We start from the raw sequence: 13,790 nt of genomic DNA on the forward strand, positions 1-13,790 counted from the left end.
TTCAGCGCCGTTCCTCGCGCTGCTTGCAGGTCACACACATCGTGGCACGGGGGAACACCTGGAGGCGGCCCTTGCCGATCGGCTGGCCGCAGACCTCACAGAAGCCGTACTCGCCGTTGTCGAACAGGTGGAGCGCGAGGCGGGCCTGCTCTGCCATCTCACGCACGTTCTGCACGAGCGAGAGTTCCTGGTCGCGTTCGAAGTTGCTGGAACCCACGTCGACCGGGTCACGACCGGCTCCGTCGATACCGCCCCGCATCAGGGAGTCCAGTTCGGCCTCGGTCTGCTCGATGCGGCGTTCCATGCGCTGGATCTCATCGACGAGCTCGGCGCGTTGCTCCGCCACCTCTTCGGGAGTCCACGGCTCCTCGCCCTCAAGCACGGGGAGGACCACCTGGGTCTCAGGGGTCTTTTTCGTCGTCGGCATGGCTGCTCTTTCTCGCAGTGGTGTTCTGGTTGGGGAAGGCTACACCAGGATGGGGGCAACGCAACAGGCCGACCCACTTACGGATCGGCCTGCGCTCAGAAAGGTTGTTGACTACTGCTGATCCCCACCGGCCAGCGCATCGAGACGGGGGGTCTCGGAGTGGCGCTGCTGGGCCAGTTCAGGAACGTCGTGCGGCTCCGGGCGGTCGTCCTTGATGGACGCCAGGAGACGCTGCAGCGAACCGGTCATGTTCTCGCGGTAGCTCGTCTCGAACGAACGCAGGGCATCCACCTTGACGGTGAGGTCCGCCTGCTCGCGCTCGAGGGAGGAGAACAGCTCGTGGCGACGCTCGGTGGCCTGACGGTCGATGTCGCTGGCGCGCGACTCAGCTTCCTTGGTCATCTGCTCCGCGTTCACCCGGGCCTCGGACTCGACACGCTCGGCCTTGGTGCGGGCGTCGGTCTTGATCTCGGTGGCGCGCTGCTCGGCCTCGGCGATCTTGCGCTGGGCCTCAGCCTGCGCCTCGTTGACGAGGGTGGTGGCCTGGTCCGTGGCCATCTGCAGGAGCCGCGTGACGGCGGGGGCGGCCTCTTCGGAGCTGGTCACGACGATGTTCTCTGTGCCGCCGACCTGCGTCACACGCTCGGAACGGGCGCGGTCGTACTCGGCGCGCACCTTCTCGAGCTGGTTGCGCAACTGCTCGTTCTCGGCGGACAACTCGCGCACGCGCTCCTCGGCGGCCGCCTGGTGCGCGGCGCTGGAATCGCCACTGCTGTTCAGCGCCGACTTGAGCCGGTCGACCTCGCCACGGAGCGCGGAGATCTCGTGGTCCTTGTCCCGGAGTGCGGAATGCAGTTCCGAGTCGTCCACGACGGCGGGCTGCACGCTGGTGGACTGCACTGAGTCAAGCTCGCGGCGGAGGCGTTCGCGCTCCTTGTCGAACTCGTCGAACGTCAGCTCGACCTTGTCGATGAAGGTGTCGACGTCACCGACCTGGTAACCCGTCTCGCCACGCCGGGACATGCGGAATCGGATCTGGCGCACCTCGTCGAGTGTCAGACTCATGTTGGCTCCATATCGAAAGATGATCAATCAACCGGCCGGAACCGGATTATCTGAGGCTAGCGTAGCCCCATGGGGACCTGCCAGCACCTCAAGCGGGGGTGAAGGGTTCAAAAGGGTAGGTAGACCAGCACCAGTTGCCCGATGATCTGCAGCAGGATGAACAGCACCAGCACGCTGAGGTCCAGCGAGGCGTTGCCCAGCCGCACGGGCTTGATCCACCGGCGGAGGAAACGCACCGGCGGATCAGTCAGGCTGTAGATGGTCTCCACTATCACCAGCACGAAACCCTTCGGGTGCCAGCCGGGAGCAAACATGGGCACCCACGAGAGAATGACGCGGGCGAGGAGAACCCAGATGTAGAGGTTGATCAGCCACCAGAGGATATATGCGACCACTGTGCTCAACTCTGGTTGAAGAAGCCACCAGAAACGATGCGCTCCTTGTCTTCGGGGCCCACGACCAGGTTCTGCGGGCAGAGCAGGAACACCTTGCTGGAGACTCGCTCGATGTTGCCCTGGAGCCCGAAGACGAGGCCGGCAGCGAAGTCGACCAGGCGCTTCTCGTCGCCGTCCTCCATGTCCGACAGGTTCATGATCACGGGGATCTGGTCCCGGAAATTCTCACCGATGACCCGCGCCTCGTTGTACGAGCGGGGACGGACGCTGACGATTCTGCTCAAGTCGGCCACCTCCTTCTGCGGCTGCGCCACGGGCGTCACCGGCTTGGGGCGGCGCTGCGGCAGGGCCTGCACGCGGCTGACTTCCGCGCTGGGCTCGTCTTCCTCAACGTAGACGTCGTCCGTGAGTTCGTCTGCGTCGTCGATGTCGTCATCCCGATAGCGACCGTCTTCGACGAGTCCCATCCACGCGGCAAGCTTCCGAACGCCCACGAGAGTCTCCTTCTGGTTAATACACGAAGGCTAGCGCGCCGCACCAGGGTTACCGGATCCGACGCACCGACGCGCCATGATCACTTCATGAAGTCGGGGACATCCAGGTCGTCGTCGTAGTCCGGCCCGGGCTGGGGCGCGGCGGGACGCTGCGTCGGCATGGGGCTGGCCTGCTGGGCGCGGTACTGCTGGTGGCCCGGGTTGGTGGGCTCCGCCTCGAACTGCGGCTGCTGCTGCGGCCGCGGCTGGGGGGCGGGCTGCTGCTGCGTCTGCGGCTTGGGGGCGACGCGGGCCTGCGGCCGGCGCTGCGGCATGCCACCGTCGAACCCGGCGGCGATGACGGTGATGCGCACCTCGTCGCCCAGGGCGTCGTCGATGACGGTACCGAAGATGATGTTGGCCTCGTCGTGCGCGGCCTGCTCGATGAGCTGGGCCGCGGCGGAGACCTCGAACAGGCCCAGGTCTGAACCACCGGCGATGGAGAGCAGGACGCCGTGGGCGCCGTCGATGCTGGCTTCCAGCAGCGGCGACGAGATGGCCATCTCCGCTGCGGCGCGTGCACGGTCCTCGCCGCGGGCCGAACCGATACCCATGAGGGCGGAGCCGGCCTGGCTCATGATGGACTTCACGTCGGCGAAGTCGAGGTTGATGAGACCCGGGGTGGTGATGAGGTCCGTGATGCCGGACACGCCCTGCATCAGCACCTGGTCCGCCTGCTTGAACGCATCGAGGATGGCCACCTGGTGGTCCGTCATCTGGAGCAGCTTGTCGTTGGGGATGACGATGAGGGTGTCAACCTCTTCGCGGAGCTGCTCGATGCCCACCTCCGCCTGGGAGGCGCGGCGCTTGCCCTCGAAGGAGAACGGACGCGTCACGACGCCGATGGTCAGGGCGCCCAGCGAGCGGGCGATCTTCGCGACGATGGGAGCGGCGCCGGTACCGGTGCCGCCTCCCTCACCCGCGGTGACGAAGACCATGTCGGCCCCCTTGAGGGCCTCCTCGATCTCGTCGGAGTGGTCGTCCGCGGCCTGCCGGCCCTTCGCGGGGTCAGCTCCCGCGCCGAGACCGCGGGTCAGTTCGCGGCCGATGTCGAGCTTGACGTCCGCGTCGCTCATCAGCAATGCCTGCGCATCTGTGTTGACGGCGATGAACTCCACGCCGCGGAGCCCCGCTTCGATCATGCGGTTGACGGCGTTGACGCCGCCGCCGCCGACACCGACGACTTTGATCACCGCGAGGTAGTTCTGAGATGCGCTTGCCATGGGCTAGAGACTATGGGGGCGGCCAAGGCCAGTCCAACGGCACGGCCCAAACCCTCAATAATCACCTCAAGTGCTACTTCAGGGTTTGGTTGAGCCTCGGCCCGTCCACCTACTTCGTCGTGGGATGTCCCGGTGCCGACACGTCGTAAACGGTGGCCTCGACGCTCAGTAGAGCACTCACCACGTCGGCCTTCAACTCGGATTCGTCCGCACTTCCCCACACGACGGTGCGCCCGCCCTCGAGGGAGAGGGAGATCCGGTCCACGGCCTCCGCCGAGATCGCGACGACGGCCGGCCTGAGGTCCGCCGGGATGTGGTTGGCGACGGTGGCGACATCCGCCAGCAACCGTTGCTGGTCCTCCACGGTGGCCACTGTGGCCGGCAGGTCCCGCGGGCCGAGCGCGGCGGTGCGGTGGAAGGCCACGCCCTCCTCATCGATCCAGTCGTACTGGCCGTCGCGTTCCCGCAGGAAGGCGGCGGTGCGCTCGGTGACCTCAATCACGACGGTGTCCGGCAGTTGCCGCGACACCTCGACCGAGCGAACCGCGGGCAGGTCGTTGACCCGTTGGGTCACGGCGCCCAGGTCCTGCGTGAGCAGCGGCTCGCCCATCGGCACCTCGGCGGCGGTGATGATCTGGTCCGTCGTCAACAGCGACACGCCGGTGACCGACACCCGCTGGGCCGCGAAGACCGTCGAGAAGAAGGCCAGCCACACGCCGAGGGCCACCAGCAGCACAGCAGCTGCGAGACCGCCTCGGCACCACCACCTGCGGCGGCGCTCCGCGTTGCGTTTGTCCTGGAGGGCCCTGGCGAACTCGCCCGGGGTCAGCGCTTCGCTCACTTCGCGGTGGGCCGCTGCTTCAGGAGATCAGCAAGTAGCGGGCCGACGATGGTGACGTCGCCACAGCCCAGGGTGATGATGAGGTCACCCGGTTCTGCGATGTCGTTGAGGGCTGCGGGAAGGTCGTACTTCTCCTTGACGTAGACCAGGTTCTCCTGGCCGTGCCTCCGTGCCGCGTCCACGACGAGTTCGCCGGTGACGCCGGGCACCGGGTCTTCCCGGGCGCCGCAGATGTCGTTGATGACCGCGATGTCCGCCAGCGTCATCACCTCACCGAACTCGTCGGCGAAGTCCAGTGTCCGGCTGTAGAGATGGGGCTGGAAGCAGGCGATCAACCGGCCGGTGAGCCCCGTGGCCTCGTTGCCGGCCGACGTGGCGCGCCGGGCCGCAGTCAGCGCGGCGCGGATCTCCGTGGGGTGGTGCGCGTAGTCGTCGAAGACGCGGATACCGGCGGTGTCCGTGATGAGCTGGAAACGCCGCAGCGTGCCCTCGAACCGGCCGAGCGCGTCCACAGCCTCGTTGTGGCTGAGCCCGAGCACGCGGCCCACGGCGTAGGCGGCTGACGCGTTGGCCAGATTGTGGTTGCCCGGCACCTGGAGCACGATCCGGCCGGAATCATCCCCGTAGGTGATGGTGGCGGCGACCCCGTTGCCGTGGGCCTCCACCTCTGTGATGCGTACGTCGGCGTCCTCGGATTCGCCGTAGCGGATGATGTGCGGGGTCTCCCCCACCAACTCCTCCGCCAGCGTGCGGGAGCCGGCATCGTCGACATTGATGACCACGTGCTGGACGTGCGGCCTGGTGGCGAAGGCGCGGAAGCCGTCGGCGTAGGCCTCAGCGGTGCCCCAGTTGACCAGGTGGTCCGCCTCCACGTTGGTGATGACGGCGATCTCCGTGGGGTACTGCAGGAACGAGGCATCTGATTCGTCGGCCTCGACGACGAACGACTCACCGGCGCCGACGGCGGAGCTCGCCCCCGTCGTCGACAGCGGGCCGCCGATGACGTAGCTGGGATCCCTGCCGGCCTCGCTGAGCATGACGGCCGTCATGGCCGTCGTGGTCGTCTTGCCGTGTGTGCCCGCGACGGAGACGCCGCGCTTGCCCTTCATCAGGGCGGCGAGGGCCGCCGAGCGGTGCCAGATGCGCAGGCCGCGTCTGCGGGCCTCCACGAGTTCCACGTTGTCGGCGCGGATGGCCGAGGAGATCACGACGGTCTTCGCGTCGCCGACCTGGGAGGCGTCGTGTCCCACATAGGTGGTCACTCCGGCTCGTTGGAGGCCACGGAGCGCCGTCGAATCAGACTGGTCCGAACCGGAGGTCTTGATGCCGAGTTCGGCGTAGAGGCGGGCGATGCCGCTCATGCCGGAGCCGCCTGCTGCGATGAAATGGACCGGCCCCACCTCGTCGGCGGGCACCACCTCGATGGGATTGAGGAGCATGGGTTGTGATCGACCTTTCTCAGACGGCGTCGATGATGGCGGCTGCGAGGACCTCGGCCGCATCGGCCGGATACATGTCGCGGCACGTGGCCGACATCTGCGCGAGGCGCTGCCGATCTCCGAGGATCTCGGTCACGACATCGACCAGTCTAGTCCGGCTGATCTCACCGTCGGGCACCAGAACGCCGCCGCCGGAGGCGACCAGTTCCGCCGCGTTCCTCCCCTGCTCCCCGTTGCCCCAGGGCAGCGGCACGAACACGACGGGGAGGCCGCTGACGGCGGTCTCCATCACGGTGCCGGCGCCCGCCCGGCCGACCATGAGGTCTGCGGCGGCGTAGGCCACGGCCATGTCCGAGACGAACGCCACCGGCCGGTATTCCGCGCCCGAGGCGCCCGTGACAACGGTGTGCACGGTGTCGTCGAAGTTCTTCGGCCCCAGCACATGCAGGATCTGGATCCCGGCGGCGAGCAACTCGTCGCGCGCCTCCGCGACGGCGTCGTTGATGCGCACCGCTCCCTGCGAGCCGCCGCTGACCAGGAGCGTGGGGCGCTCCGGGTCGAGCCCGAACCGGGACCGCGCCTCTTGGGCGCCCACCGACGGGTGGGTGATCGAGCGGCTCATCGGCATGCCGACGAGCACGCCTCCGGGCAGTTGGGTCTCGCGGAACGTCGTGCCGACGAACTTCGCTGAACGGGCACCGATCTTGTTGGCGATGCCGGGGAGCTTGTTGGCCTCGTGCACCACCACGGGCACCCGCGCGAGCCTGGCCGCCAGGTACACCGGGATGGAGACGTAGCCGCCGAAACCAACGACCACATCGGCCCGCGCCCGGCGGATGACGCTGCGCGCCTCCAGCACCGACCGGGTCAGCGTGTAGGGCAGCTTCACCAGATCCAGGTTCAGCGTGCGCGGAAGCGGCACCGGGGTGATCAGTTCAAGATCGAGACCCGCCTCAGGGATCACGCGGGTCTCCAGCCCCCTGGCCGTGCCGACGCACACGATGGCGGTGTCGGGCCGGGCCGTGAGGAGCGCTTTGGCGGTGGCGATGAGCGGCGACGTGTGGCCGGCGGTACCACCGCCGGCGAGCACCACACTGGTCACGAGTCCTCCCTGCCTGCCGCCATGACGCTCGTCATCCGCGGCCTCGCAGGGACCTTACGCGATGCCAGGTATGCCCGCGCCCCCGGAGTGTCGCGACCCAGGCAGAGCAGGACGCCGACGCCCATGAGGCTGGCGATGAGCGCCGAGCCGCCGGAGGACACGAACGGCAGCGGCACGCCGAGGACCGGAAGGAGGTGCATCACGACGAAGATGTTGATGGTGGCCTGGCCGAGGAACCAGGCGGTGATGCCGGCCGCGACGACCCGGTTGAACATCTTGTCCGACCGGATGGCGATCTCCAGCCCCGCCCAGCCGAGCAGGGCGAACATCGCGATGATCAACAGCACCCCGAACAGCCCGAGCTCCTCGCCGATGACGGCGAAGATGAAGTCTGTATGCGCGCCGTCCTTGAGCCCGCCCCACTTCTGCTTCGAGGCGCCGAGGCCGAGCCCCCACCAGCCGCCCGAGGCCAGCGCGTACAGCGCGGCCATGGGCTGCGACGAGAGGTCCGTGTTGGATTGCGGGTCGAGGAACACGCTGATGCGGCTCATGCGGTTGCCCGAGCCGTAGACCAGCAGCAGCGCCAGCCCGGTCACGGCCGCCCCCAGGGGCAGCAGAACCCGCAGCGAGGTGCCGATGAACCACATCACCGCCACCAGGATGAGGCCGATGATGAGGCCGGTGCCCAGGTCATGGCCGGCCAGCACGAGGGCCAGGATGAGCCCGCCCAACGGCACGAACGGGACGGCCAACTGCCACGGCTCGTGCAGCCTGCCGCGCTTCACGTGGAAGATCGTGCCGCACCACACGACCAGGGCCAGTTTGGCGAACTCCGAGGGCTGGAACTGGCTGCCGCCGATGAGGAGCCAGTTGCGGTTGCCGTTGACAAGCACGCCGAGGCCGGGGATCTGGACGGCGATCAGGAGGGCGACGGCGATCACCCAGAACAGCCAGCCGAACCGTCGAAGCAGGGAAGACGGCAGCCGGCTGAGGATCACCAGGAACACCAGACCGATGGCGAGGAAGGCGAGCTGCCTGAGGGCGTAGTGGTACGGGCCGTCCTGCGTGGACTGGGCCAGCGCGGCCGAGGAACTGAGCACCATCAATGGCCCGATCCCGATCAGCACGGCAACGCTCGCGGCGACGAAATAGTACGGGGCCATGGGCGAGGCCGCCAGGGCCCGCACCTGGGACCAGATGGTGAACCGCGCCGTGGGGGAAGTGGCTGCGTCGGACGCCATGGTCGTGATCCCTCCTGTCCTGTGCCTACCCGAGATACCGCTGTGCCGCCTCGGCGAACGCGTCCCCGCGTGCCGAGTAGCTGTCGAACATGTCCAGGCTGGCACAGCCCGGGGAGAGCAGCACCGCGTCGCCGGGGCGGGCGAACTGCCCCGCCAGAGCGACGACCTCGTCCATCACCCCAGTGTCGCTGCTGTCCAGCACCCGAACGGGGACGTCGGGCGCGTGTCGGGCAAGCGTGTCGGCGATGAGGTGCCGGTCCACGCCGATGACGACGGCGGCGCGCAGCTTGCTGCGGTGCCGTTCGATCAGCTCGTCGAACGTGGTGCCCTTGGCCTGGCCGCCCGCGATCCACACGAAGGAATCGAAGGCCTGCATGGCGGAGTTGGCGGCGTGGGGGTTGGTGGCCTTGGAGTCGTCGATCCACCGGATGCCGTCGGTCTCCGCGATCTGCTGGATGCGGTGGCCGCCCAACTGGAGCCGCTGGAGGCCCTTGGCGACGGAGGTGTGGTGCACGCCGTAGCTGCGCGCCAGCGCCGCGGCCGCCAGGGCATTGGCGACGTTGTGCGGGGCGGCCGGCTGCACGTCGGAGATCTTCGCCAGCTCGAGGGCAGAATCGCGACGCTGCTCGACGAAGGCCCGGTCGACGAGGAGGTCGTCGACGACGCCGAGCATCGAGATGGCCGGGGTGCCGAGCGTGAAACCGATGGCGCGGGCGCCTTCGACGACCTCCGCCTCTTCGACCATCCGCTCCGTCACGGGCTCATCGACGTTGTACACGCAGGCGTGTGTCACGCCCTCGTAGATCTTGGCCTTCTCTGCGGAGTAGCGCTCCATGGCGTCGGGCACGCCCTCGTACCACTCGAGGTGGTCGGGGTGCACATTGAGCACCACAGCGGCGTGCAGGTTGATGTTGTTCATCCAGTGGAGTTGGAAGCTGCTCAGCTCGACGGCGAACACGTCGTACTCGACGTCGTCGAGGATGGCCTCGATGATGGGCCGGCCGATGTTGCCCACCGCGGCGGCCTTCCGGCCGTCGGCGATCAGCATCGATTCCACCATCTGGGTGGTGGTGGTCTTGCCGTTGGTGCCGGTGACGCCCAGCCACGGGATCACCCTGTCCGGCTGCATCATGCGCCAGGCCAGTTCCGTCTCGCCCCAGACGGGCACCCCGGCTGCGGCCGCCTGGCGCAGCAGCGGCGCGGAGGGGCGCCATCCGGGGGAGGTGACGACGAGGTCCGTGCCGGGCGGCAGTTCCGCCGTCGACCCCGGGCCGAGCCGCACGGTCACGTCGAGCTTCTCGAGGAGTTCGGCCTTCTCAGCGTGCACGGTGGACTCGTCCAGGACGACGACCTTCGCGCCGAGCGACATCAGGCCGTCGGCCGCTGCGAAACCGGACACGCCGAGGCCGGCGACGACGACCTGGGCGGAGGGCCAGTCCGAAAGACGGGTTGCGGTGGGGATCCAATCCAGTGTCACGAGCCCGTCACCCACTCCGCGTAGAACACGCCCATGCCGGCCGCCACGCACAGGCCGCAGATGATCCAGAAGCGGATGACGACGGTGACCTCGTCCCACCCCTTCAACTCGAAGTGGTGGTGGATGGGCGACATCTTGAAGATGCGCTTGCCCTTGGTGGCCTTGAAGTAGCTGACCTGGAGCGCGACCGAGCCCACCTCGATCACGAACAGCAGGCCGAGGATCAGCAGCAGCAGTTCGGTGCGCGTCATGACCGACAGGCCGGCGAGGGTGGCGCCGATGGCCATGGAACCGGTGTCGCCCATGAAGATCTTGGCCGGCTTGGCGTTCCACCACAGGAAGCCGAAGGTGGCTCCGGCGAAGGCGATGGCCAGCACCGCGAGGTCGTTGGGGTCGCGCACCTCGTAGCAGCGTGCCGCCATCGATCGGGCCACCGAGGGCCGCGAGCACCACTGGTTGAACTGCCAGATGTTGACGATGGTGTAGGCCGCGAACACCAGCGTGGCCGAGCCCGCCGCGAGGCCGTCCAGGCCGTCGGTGATGTTGACGGCATTGGACCAGGCGGCGATCAGGAAGATGATGAAGACGACGGCCACCACGATGGGCAGCGTCAGCCACGGGATGTCCCGCAGGAACGAGATGGCCGGTGAGGCTGGCGTGATGCCGCGGTGGTTCGGGAAACTCAGCGCCGCGACGGCGAAACCGCCGCCGATGACGGCCTGGCCGATCAACTTGCCGCGCGGGGTGAGGCCGAGGCTGCGTTCCTTGGAGATCTTGGACCAGTCGTCGAGGAAGCCCAGGAACCCCATGCCGACGGCGAGCCCGAGCAGCAACAGCCCGGAGAGTGTGGGAGGTTGCCACCGCACGAGGTGCGTGACGAGGTAGGCCAGCAGCACGGCGACGAGGATGACGAGGCCGCCCATCGTCGGGGTGCCACGCTTGACATGGTGCGTCGTGGGGCCGTCCTCGCGGATGAACTGACCGTACTGTCGCCTGGTCAGGAACTTGATCAGCAGCGGAGTGCCGATCAGTGAGAACAGCAACGACAGCGAACCTGCCGTGAGGATGTTGATCACTTCGCCGCTCCGTCCTTGCCGGCCAGGGCGGCCGCCACCGTTTCGAGACCCACGCCGCGGGATCCCTTGATGAGCACGACGTCGCCGGGGTTCAGCGTAAGGGAGGCCACGACCTCCTCACGATTCGCCGTCCGCGCAATGATGCCCTCACCGGCGGCGCCGGCCACGATCCTGTCGGCCAGGTCCCCGACAGCGACCACCTCGGCGACACCGAGGTCTGCGGCGAGCCTGCCCACCTCCTCGTGGAGGTCGTCCGCCAACGGGCCGAGCTCGAGCATGTCGCCGAGCACCGCCACCACCCGCGCGCCGGGGTGTTCGCCCCGCGTGCCGTGCACCAGTTCGACGGCGGTCGCGAGCGCGGCGGCCATGGAATCGGGGTTCGCGTTGTAGGAGTCGTTGAGCACGAGCACGCCGTCGGGGCGCGGGATGAGTTCCATCCGCCAACTCGAGCGCTGCACGGCCCCGGAGAGGGCCCGTGCCACCAGCTCGATGTCGAGGCCCACCGCGAGGGCGGCGGCGGCCGCGGCGAGCGTGTTGGGCACCTGGTGCCGGCCGATCACGCCCAGCGTGACCTGCGCGGTGCGTTCACCGTCGGAGTCCCTCGCGACGAGTTCGAAGCTGGGCTGGCTCAGGGCGTTCATGGTGACGTTGCGGGCGCTGACCCGGAGGTCGCCGCCGTCCAGCTGGCCCTCGCCGAACCAGGCGATGCGAGCCTTGGTGACGGCGGCCATGCCCGCGACGGCGGGGTCGTCGGCGTTGAGTACGGCCCAGCCGTCCTCCGCCAGATCCGCCACGATCTCGGACTTGGCGATGGCGGTGGCCTCCACTCCCCCGAACTCGCCGACGTGGGCGCGGCCCACGTTGAGGCACACGCCGACGTCGAGCCCGACGATCGAGGTGAGCCACGCGATGTGCCCCTTGCCGCGGGCGCCCATCTCCGAGATGAGGTACCGGGTGTCGGCGTCGACGCGGCACGCGGTCAGCGGCACGCCGACCTCGTTGTTCTGGGAGCCGACGGGGGCCACCGTGGGGCCGGCGGCCTCGAAGACCTGCGCCATCAGGTCCTTGGTGCTGGTCTTGCCGGAGCTGCCGGTGATGCCGATGGAGACCATGCCGCGGGCGCGTTCCTCGCGGACGATGCCGCGGGCGAGCCAGCTCATGGCCGTGATGGAATCTTCGGCGAGGATGTGCGGCACCTCTGCGGCCGTGCCGTACATCCCGATGATGCCGCGCGCGCCCGCCTCGACGGCGGCCGCAGCATAGTCGTGCCCGTCTGCGCGCTCGCCGGGGATGGCGACGAAGAGCGAACCCTCGGTGGCTTCACGGTTGTCGATGACGACGTCAGGGCCCACCTCCACGTCGGTGTCATCGCCGAACAGCTCGACGGGGGCCGGTTGGATCAGCTCCACCAACTCAAACATCGTGCGCACACGCATGCGGGTCTCCTTCCTCACCGCCGCGGCCCCAGGCACGGGCCGCCTCCTCGACATCGTCGAAGTCGACGGTGCGGTCTGCCAGGATCTGGCCGCGTTCGTGCCCCTTGCCGAGGATCGCCACCACAGTATCGCCACCGGCCCGCCCCAAGGCGGTCTCTATGGCGGCGCGCCGCCCAGGCACCTCGAGGAGCTCGGTGCCGGGCCGCTGGGCACGGCGCGCCCCCGCCATGACCTCGGCGCGGATCGCGGCCGGGTCCTCGGAGCGGGGGTTGTCGTCGGTGATGATCGTCACATCGCTCAGGCCGGCCGCCACCGCGCCCATCTCCGGACGCTTCTCGACATCCCGGTCGCCGCCGCAGCCCAGCACGCACACGAGCGTGCCGATTCCCTGGAGGGACCGGAGGGCAGCCTCGACCGCCTGCGGGGTGTGGGCGAAGTCCACCACCGTCAACGGCGCATCGGGGCCCAGGTGGACACGCTGCATCCGCCCGGGGATCTGCGCGGTGGCCAGGCCACGCAGCGCGGCGTCCACGGGCACGCCGACCGCTTCCAGCATGGCAAGCGCCACCACGGCGTCGATCATGTTGTAGACGCCCGGCAGGCTCAGCTCCAGCGTCAGGTCCTCGCCCCCGCGGGTCACCGTGGCGATGCCGCCGAGGGGATGGACGGGGCGGTAGTCGCTCATCCGGTAGTCGACCTCTGGTCCGGTACCGGCGGTGATCAGCCGGCTCTGCCCGTGTCCGGCGACCCGGCCCGCGATCTCGACCCCGGCGCTGTCGTCGGTCCAGACCACACTGGTGCGGGCGCGGCCCGGCTCGAAAAGCCTGGACTTGGCCGCGAAGTACTCCTCCAGGGTGTGGTGGAAGTCGAGGTGGTCACGGCCCAGGTTGAGGAACGCGGCCACGTCGAACTCGATGGCGTCGACCCGGCTGAGGGCCATCGCGTGCGAGCTCACCTCCACGGCCACCGAATCGGCTCCGCGCTCCTCCATCACCGCCAGCAGCGCCTGCAGGTCAGGCGACTCCGGGGTGGTCACCGTCGACCTGCTCGAGTTCAACTCCTCGCCACCCAGGCGGAAGCCGATGGTGCCGATCGTGCCGGCCACCCGCCCAGCGGCCATCAGGCCGGCCTTGACCAGCGCGACGGTGGTGGTCTTGCCGTTCGTGCCGGTCACGCCCAGCGTCGTGAGGCGCCGCGCGGGCTCGCCGAAGACCCGCGCGGAGACGACCGCCATGGCCGCACGCACGTCGTCGGCCACCAGTACAGGCACCTCGAGCCCGGTCAGCCGGGCGGCCCCCTCGTCGTCGGTGAGCACTGCGGCGGCGCCGGCGTCGACGGCGGCCCGGGCGAAATCCGCGCCGTGCCGCTGCCTCCCGGGCAACGCCACGTACAACCAGCCGGGCAGGATCTCCTGCGAACTGAGGCTGATGCCGGTGATGGGCGCCGAGCGGCCGATGTCGCCGACGAGGTCGAGCCCCGCCACCAGTTCGGTGAGCGGGGCCGCCGTGGTCTGGGTGGGCCGGATCGATGTCATG

At 68.8% G+C, this 13,790-nt stretch carries 13 protein-coding genes; all 13 read right to left on the minus strand.

Annotation, left to right across the window (positions count from 1 at the left end; all coding sequences use genetic code 11):
• Position 1: 1 nt before the first annotated feature.
• The 13 genes from ACX1DX_RS05525 to ACX1DX_RS05585 all read right to left on the minus strand — a co-directional run bounded on the left by ACX1DX_RS05525 (position 2) and on the right by ACX1DX_RS05585 (position 13,789).
• A complete protein-coding gene (locus ACX1DX_RS05525) occupies positions 2-427 on the minus strand; it encodes a TraR/DksA family transcriptional regulator (RefSeq protein WP_182763621.1) in 426 nt (141 codons plus the stop codon).
• 111 nt (positions 428-538) lie between these two features.
• Positions 539-1,492, minus strand: a complete 954-nt coding sequence (locus ACX1DX_RS05530) for a DivIVA domain-containing protein (protein WP_459397893.1) — start codon at positions 1,490-1,492, stop codon at positions 539-541.
• Positions 1,493-1,599: 107 nt separating this feature from the next.
• Positions 1,600-1,887, minus strand: coding sequence for a YggT family protein (locus tag ACX1DX_RS05535; protein WP_209455103.1), 288 nt, complete (start codon positions 1,885-1,887; stop codon positions 1,600-1,602).
• Positions 1,888-1,892: 5 nt separating this feature from the next.
• Positions 1,893-2,354, minus strand: a complete 462-nt coding sequence (locus ACX1DX_RS05540) for a cell division protein SepF (RefSeq protein WP_076058311.1) — start codon at positions 2,352-2,354, stop codon at positions 1,893-1,895.
• Positions 2,355-2,461: 107 nt separating this feature from the next.
• Positions 2,462-3,643 (minus strand): cell division protein FtsZ, encoded by a 1,182-nt coding sequence (ftsZ, locus tag ACX1DX_RS05545; protein ID WP_182765491.1) that lies wholly within the window; start codon positions 3,641-3,643, stop codon positions 2,462-2,464.
• A gap of 109 nt (positions 3,644-3,752) precedes the next feature.
• Positions 3,753-4,484 (minus strand): cell division protein FtsQ/DivIB, encoded by a 732-nt coding sequence (locus tag ACX1DX_RS05550; protein WP_459397894.1) that lies wholly within the window; start codon positions 4,482-4,484, stop codon positions 3,753-3,755.
• Complete coding sequence (murC, locus tag ACX1DX_RS05555) at positions 4,481-5,923, minus strand: UDP-N-acetylmuramate--L-alanine ligase (protein ID WP_459397895.1); 1,443 nt, start codon at positions 5,921-5,923, stop codon at positions 4,481-4,483. Before murC ends, ACX1DX_RS05550 begins: the two co-directional genes overlap by 4 nt.
• Positions 5,924-5,942: 19 nt before the next feature.
• A complete protein-coding gene (gene murG / locus ACX1DX_RS05560; RefSeq protein WP_459397896.1) occupies positions 5,943-7,025 on the minus strand; it encodes an undecaprenyldiphospho-muramoylpentapeptide beta-N-acetylglucosaminyltransferase in 1,083 nt (360 codons plus the stop codon).
• Complete coding sequence (gene ftsW / locus ACX1DX_RS05565) at positions 7,022-8,266, minus strand: putative lipid II flippase FtsW (protein ID WP_459397897.1); 1,245 nt, start codon at positions 8,264-8,266, stop codon at positions 7,022-7,024. The genes murG and ftsW overlap by 4 nt, the downstream gene beginning before the upstream one ends.
• A 25-nt stretch (positions 8,267-8,291) precedes the next feature.
• On the minus strand, positions 8,292-9,758 hold the full coding sequence (gene murD, locus ACX1DX_RS05570) for a UDP-N-acetylmuramoyl-L-alanine--D-glutamate ligase (RefSeq protein ID WP_076058301.1): 1,467 nt from the start codon (positions 9,756-9,758) through the stop codon (positions 8,292-8,294).
• Positions 9,740-10,819: a phospho-N-acetylmuramoyl-pentapeptide-transferase gene (gene mraY, locus ACX1DX_RS05575; protein WP_459397898.1), complete on the minus strand. Its 1,080-nt coding sequence runs from the start codon at positions 10,817-10,819 to the stop codon at positions 9,740-9,742. Before mraY ends, murD begins: the two co-directional genes overlap by 19 nt.
• A complete protein-coding gene (locus ACX1DX_RS05580) occupies positions 10,816-12,255 on the minus strand; it encodes a UDP-N-acetylmuramoyl-tripeptide--D-alanyl-D-alanine ligase (RefSeq protein WP_459397899.1) in 1,440 nt (479 codons plus the stop codon). The genes mraY and ACX1DX_RS05580 overlap by 4 nt, the downstream gene beginning before the upstream one ends.
• Positions 12,233-13,789 (minus strand): UDP-N-acetylmuramoyl-L-alanyl-D-glutamate--2,6-diaminopimelate ligase, encoded by a 1,557-nt coding sequence (locus ACX1DX_RS05585; RefSeq protein ID WP_459397900.1) that lies wholly within the window; start codon positions 13,787-13,789, stop codon positions 12,233-12,235. Before ACX1DX_RS05585 ends, ACX1DX_RS05580 begins: the two co-directional genes overlap by 23 nt.
• Position 13,790 lies beyond the last annotated feature (1 nt).

The sequence above is a fragment of the Tessaracoccus zhenghani genome (assembly GCF_054552775.1).

Coding starts and splice junctions, on each gene's coding strand:
- ACX1DX_RS05525 (WP_182763621.1), bottom strand. CDS start 427: ATGCCGACGACGAAAAAGACCCCTGAGACCCAGGTGGTCCTCCCCGTG.
- ACX1DX_RS05530 (WP_459397893.1), bottom strand. CDS start 1,492: ATGAGTCTGACACTCGACGAGGTGCGCCAGATCCGATTCCGCATGTCC.
- ACX1DX_RS05540 (WP_076058311.1), bottom strand. CDS start 2,354: ATGGGACTCGTCGAAGACGGTCGCTATCGGGATGACGACATCGACGAC.
- ftsZ (WP_182765491.1), bottom strand. CDS start 3,643: ATGGCAAGCGCATCTCAGAACTACCTCGCGGTGATCAAAGTCGTCGGT.
- murC (WP_459397895.1), bottom strand. CDS start 5,923: ATGCTCCTCAATCCCATCGAGGTGGTGCCCGCCGACGAGGTGGGGCCG.
- ftsW (WP_459397897.1), bottom strand. CDS start 8,266: ATGGCGTCCGACGCAGCCACTTCCCCCACGGCGCGGTTCACCATCTGG.
- ACX1DX_RS05580 (WP_459397899.1), bottom strand. CDS start 12,255: ATGCGTGTGCGCACGATGTTTGAGTTGGTGGAGCTGATCCAACCGGCC.
- ACX1DX_RS05585 (WP_459397900.1), bottom strand. CDS start 13,789: ATGACATCGATCCGGCCCACCCAGACCACGGCGGCCCCGCTCACCGAA.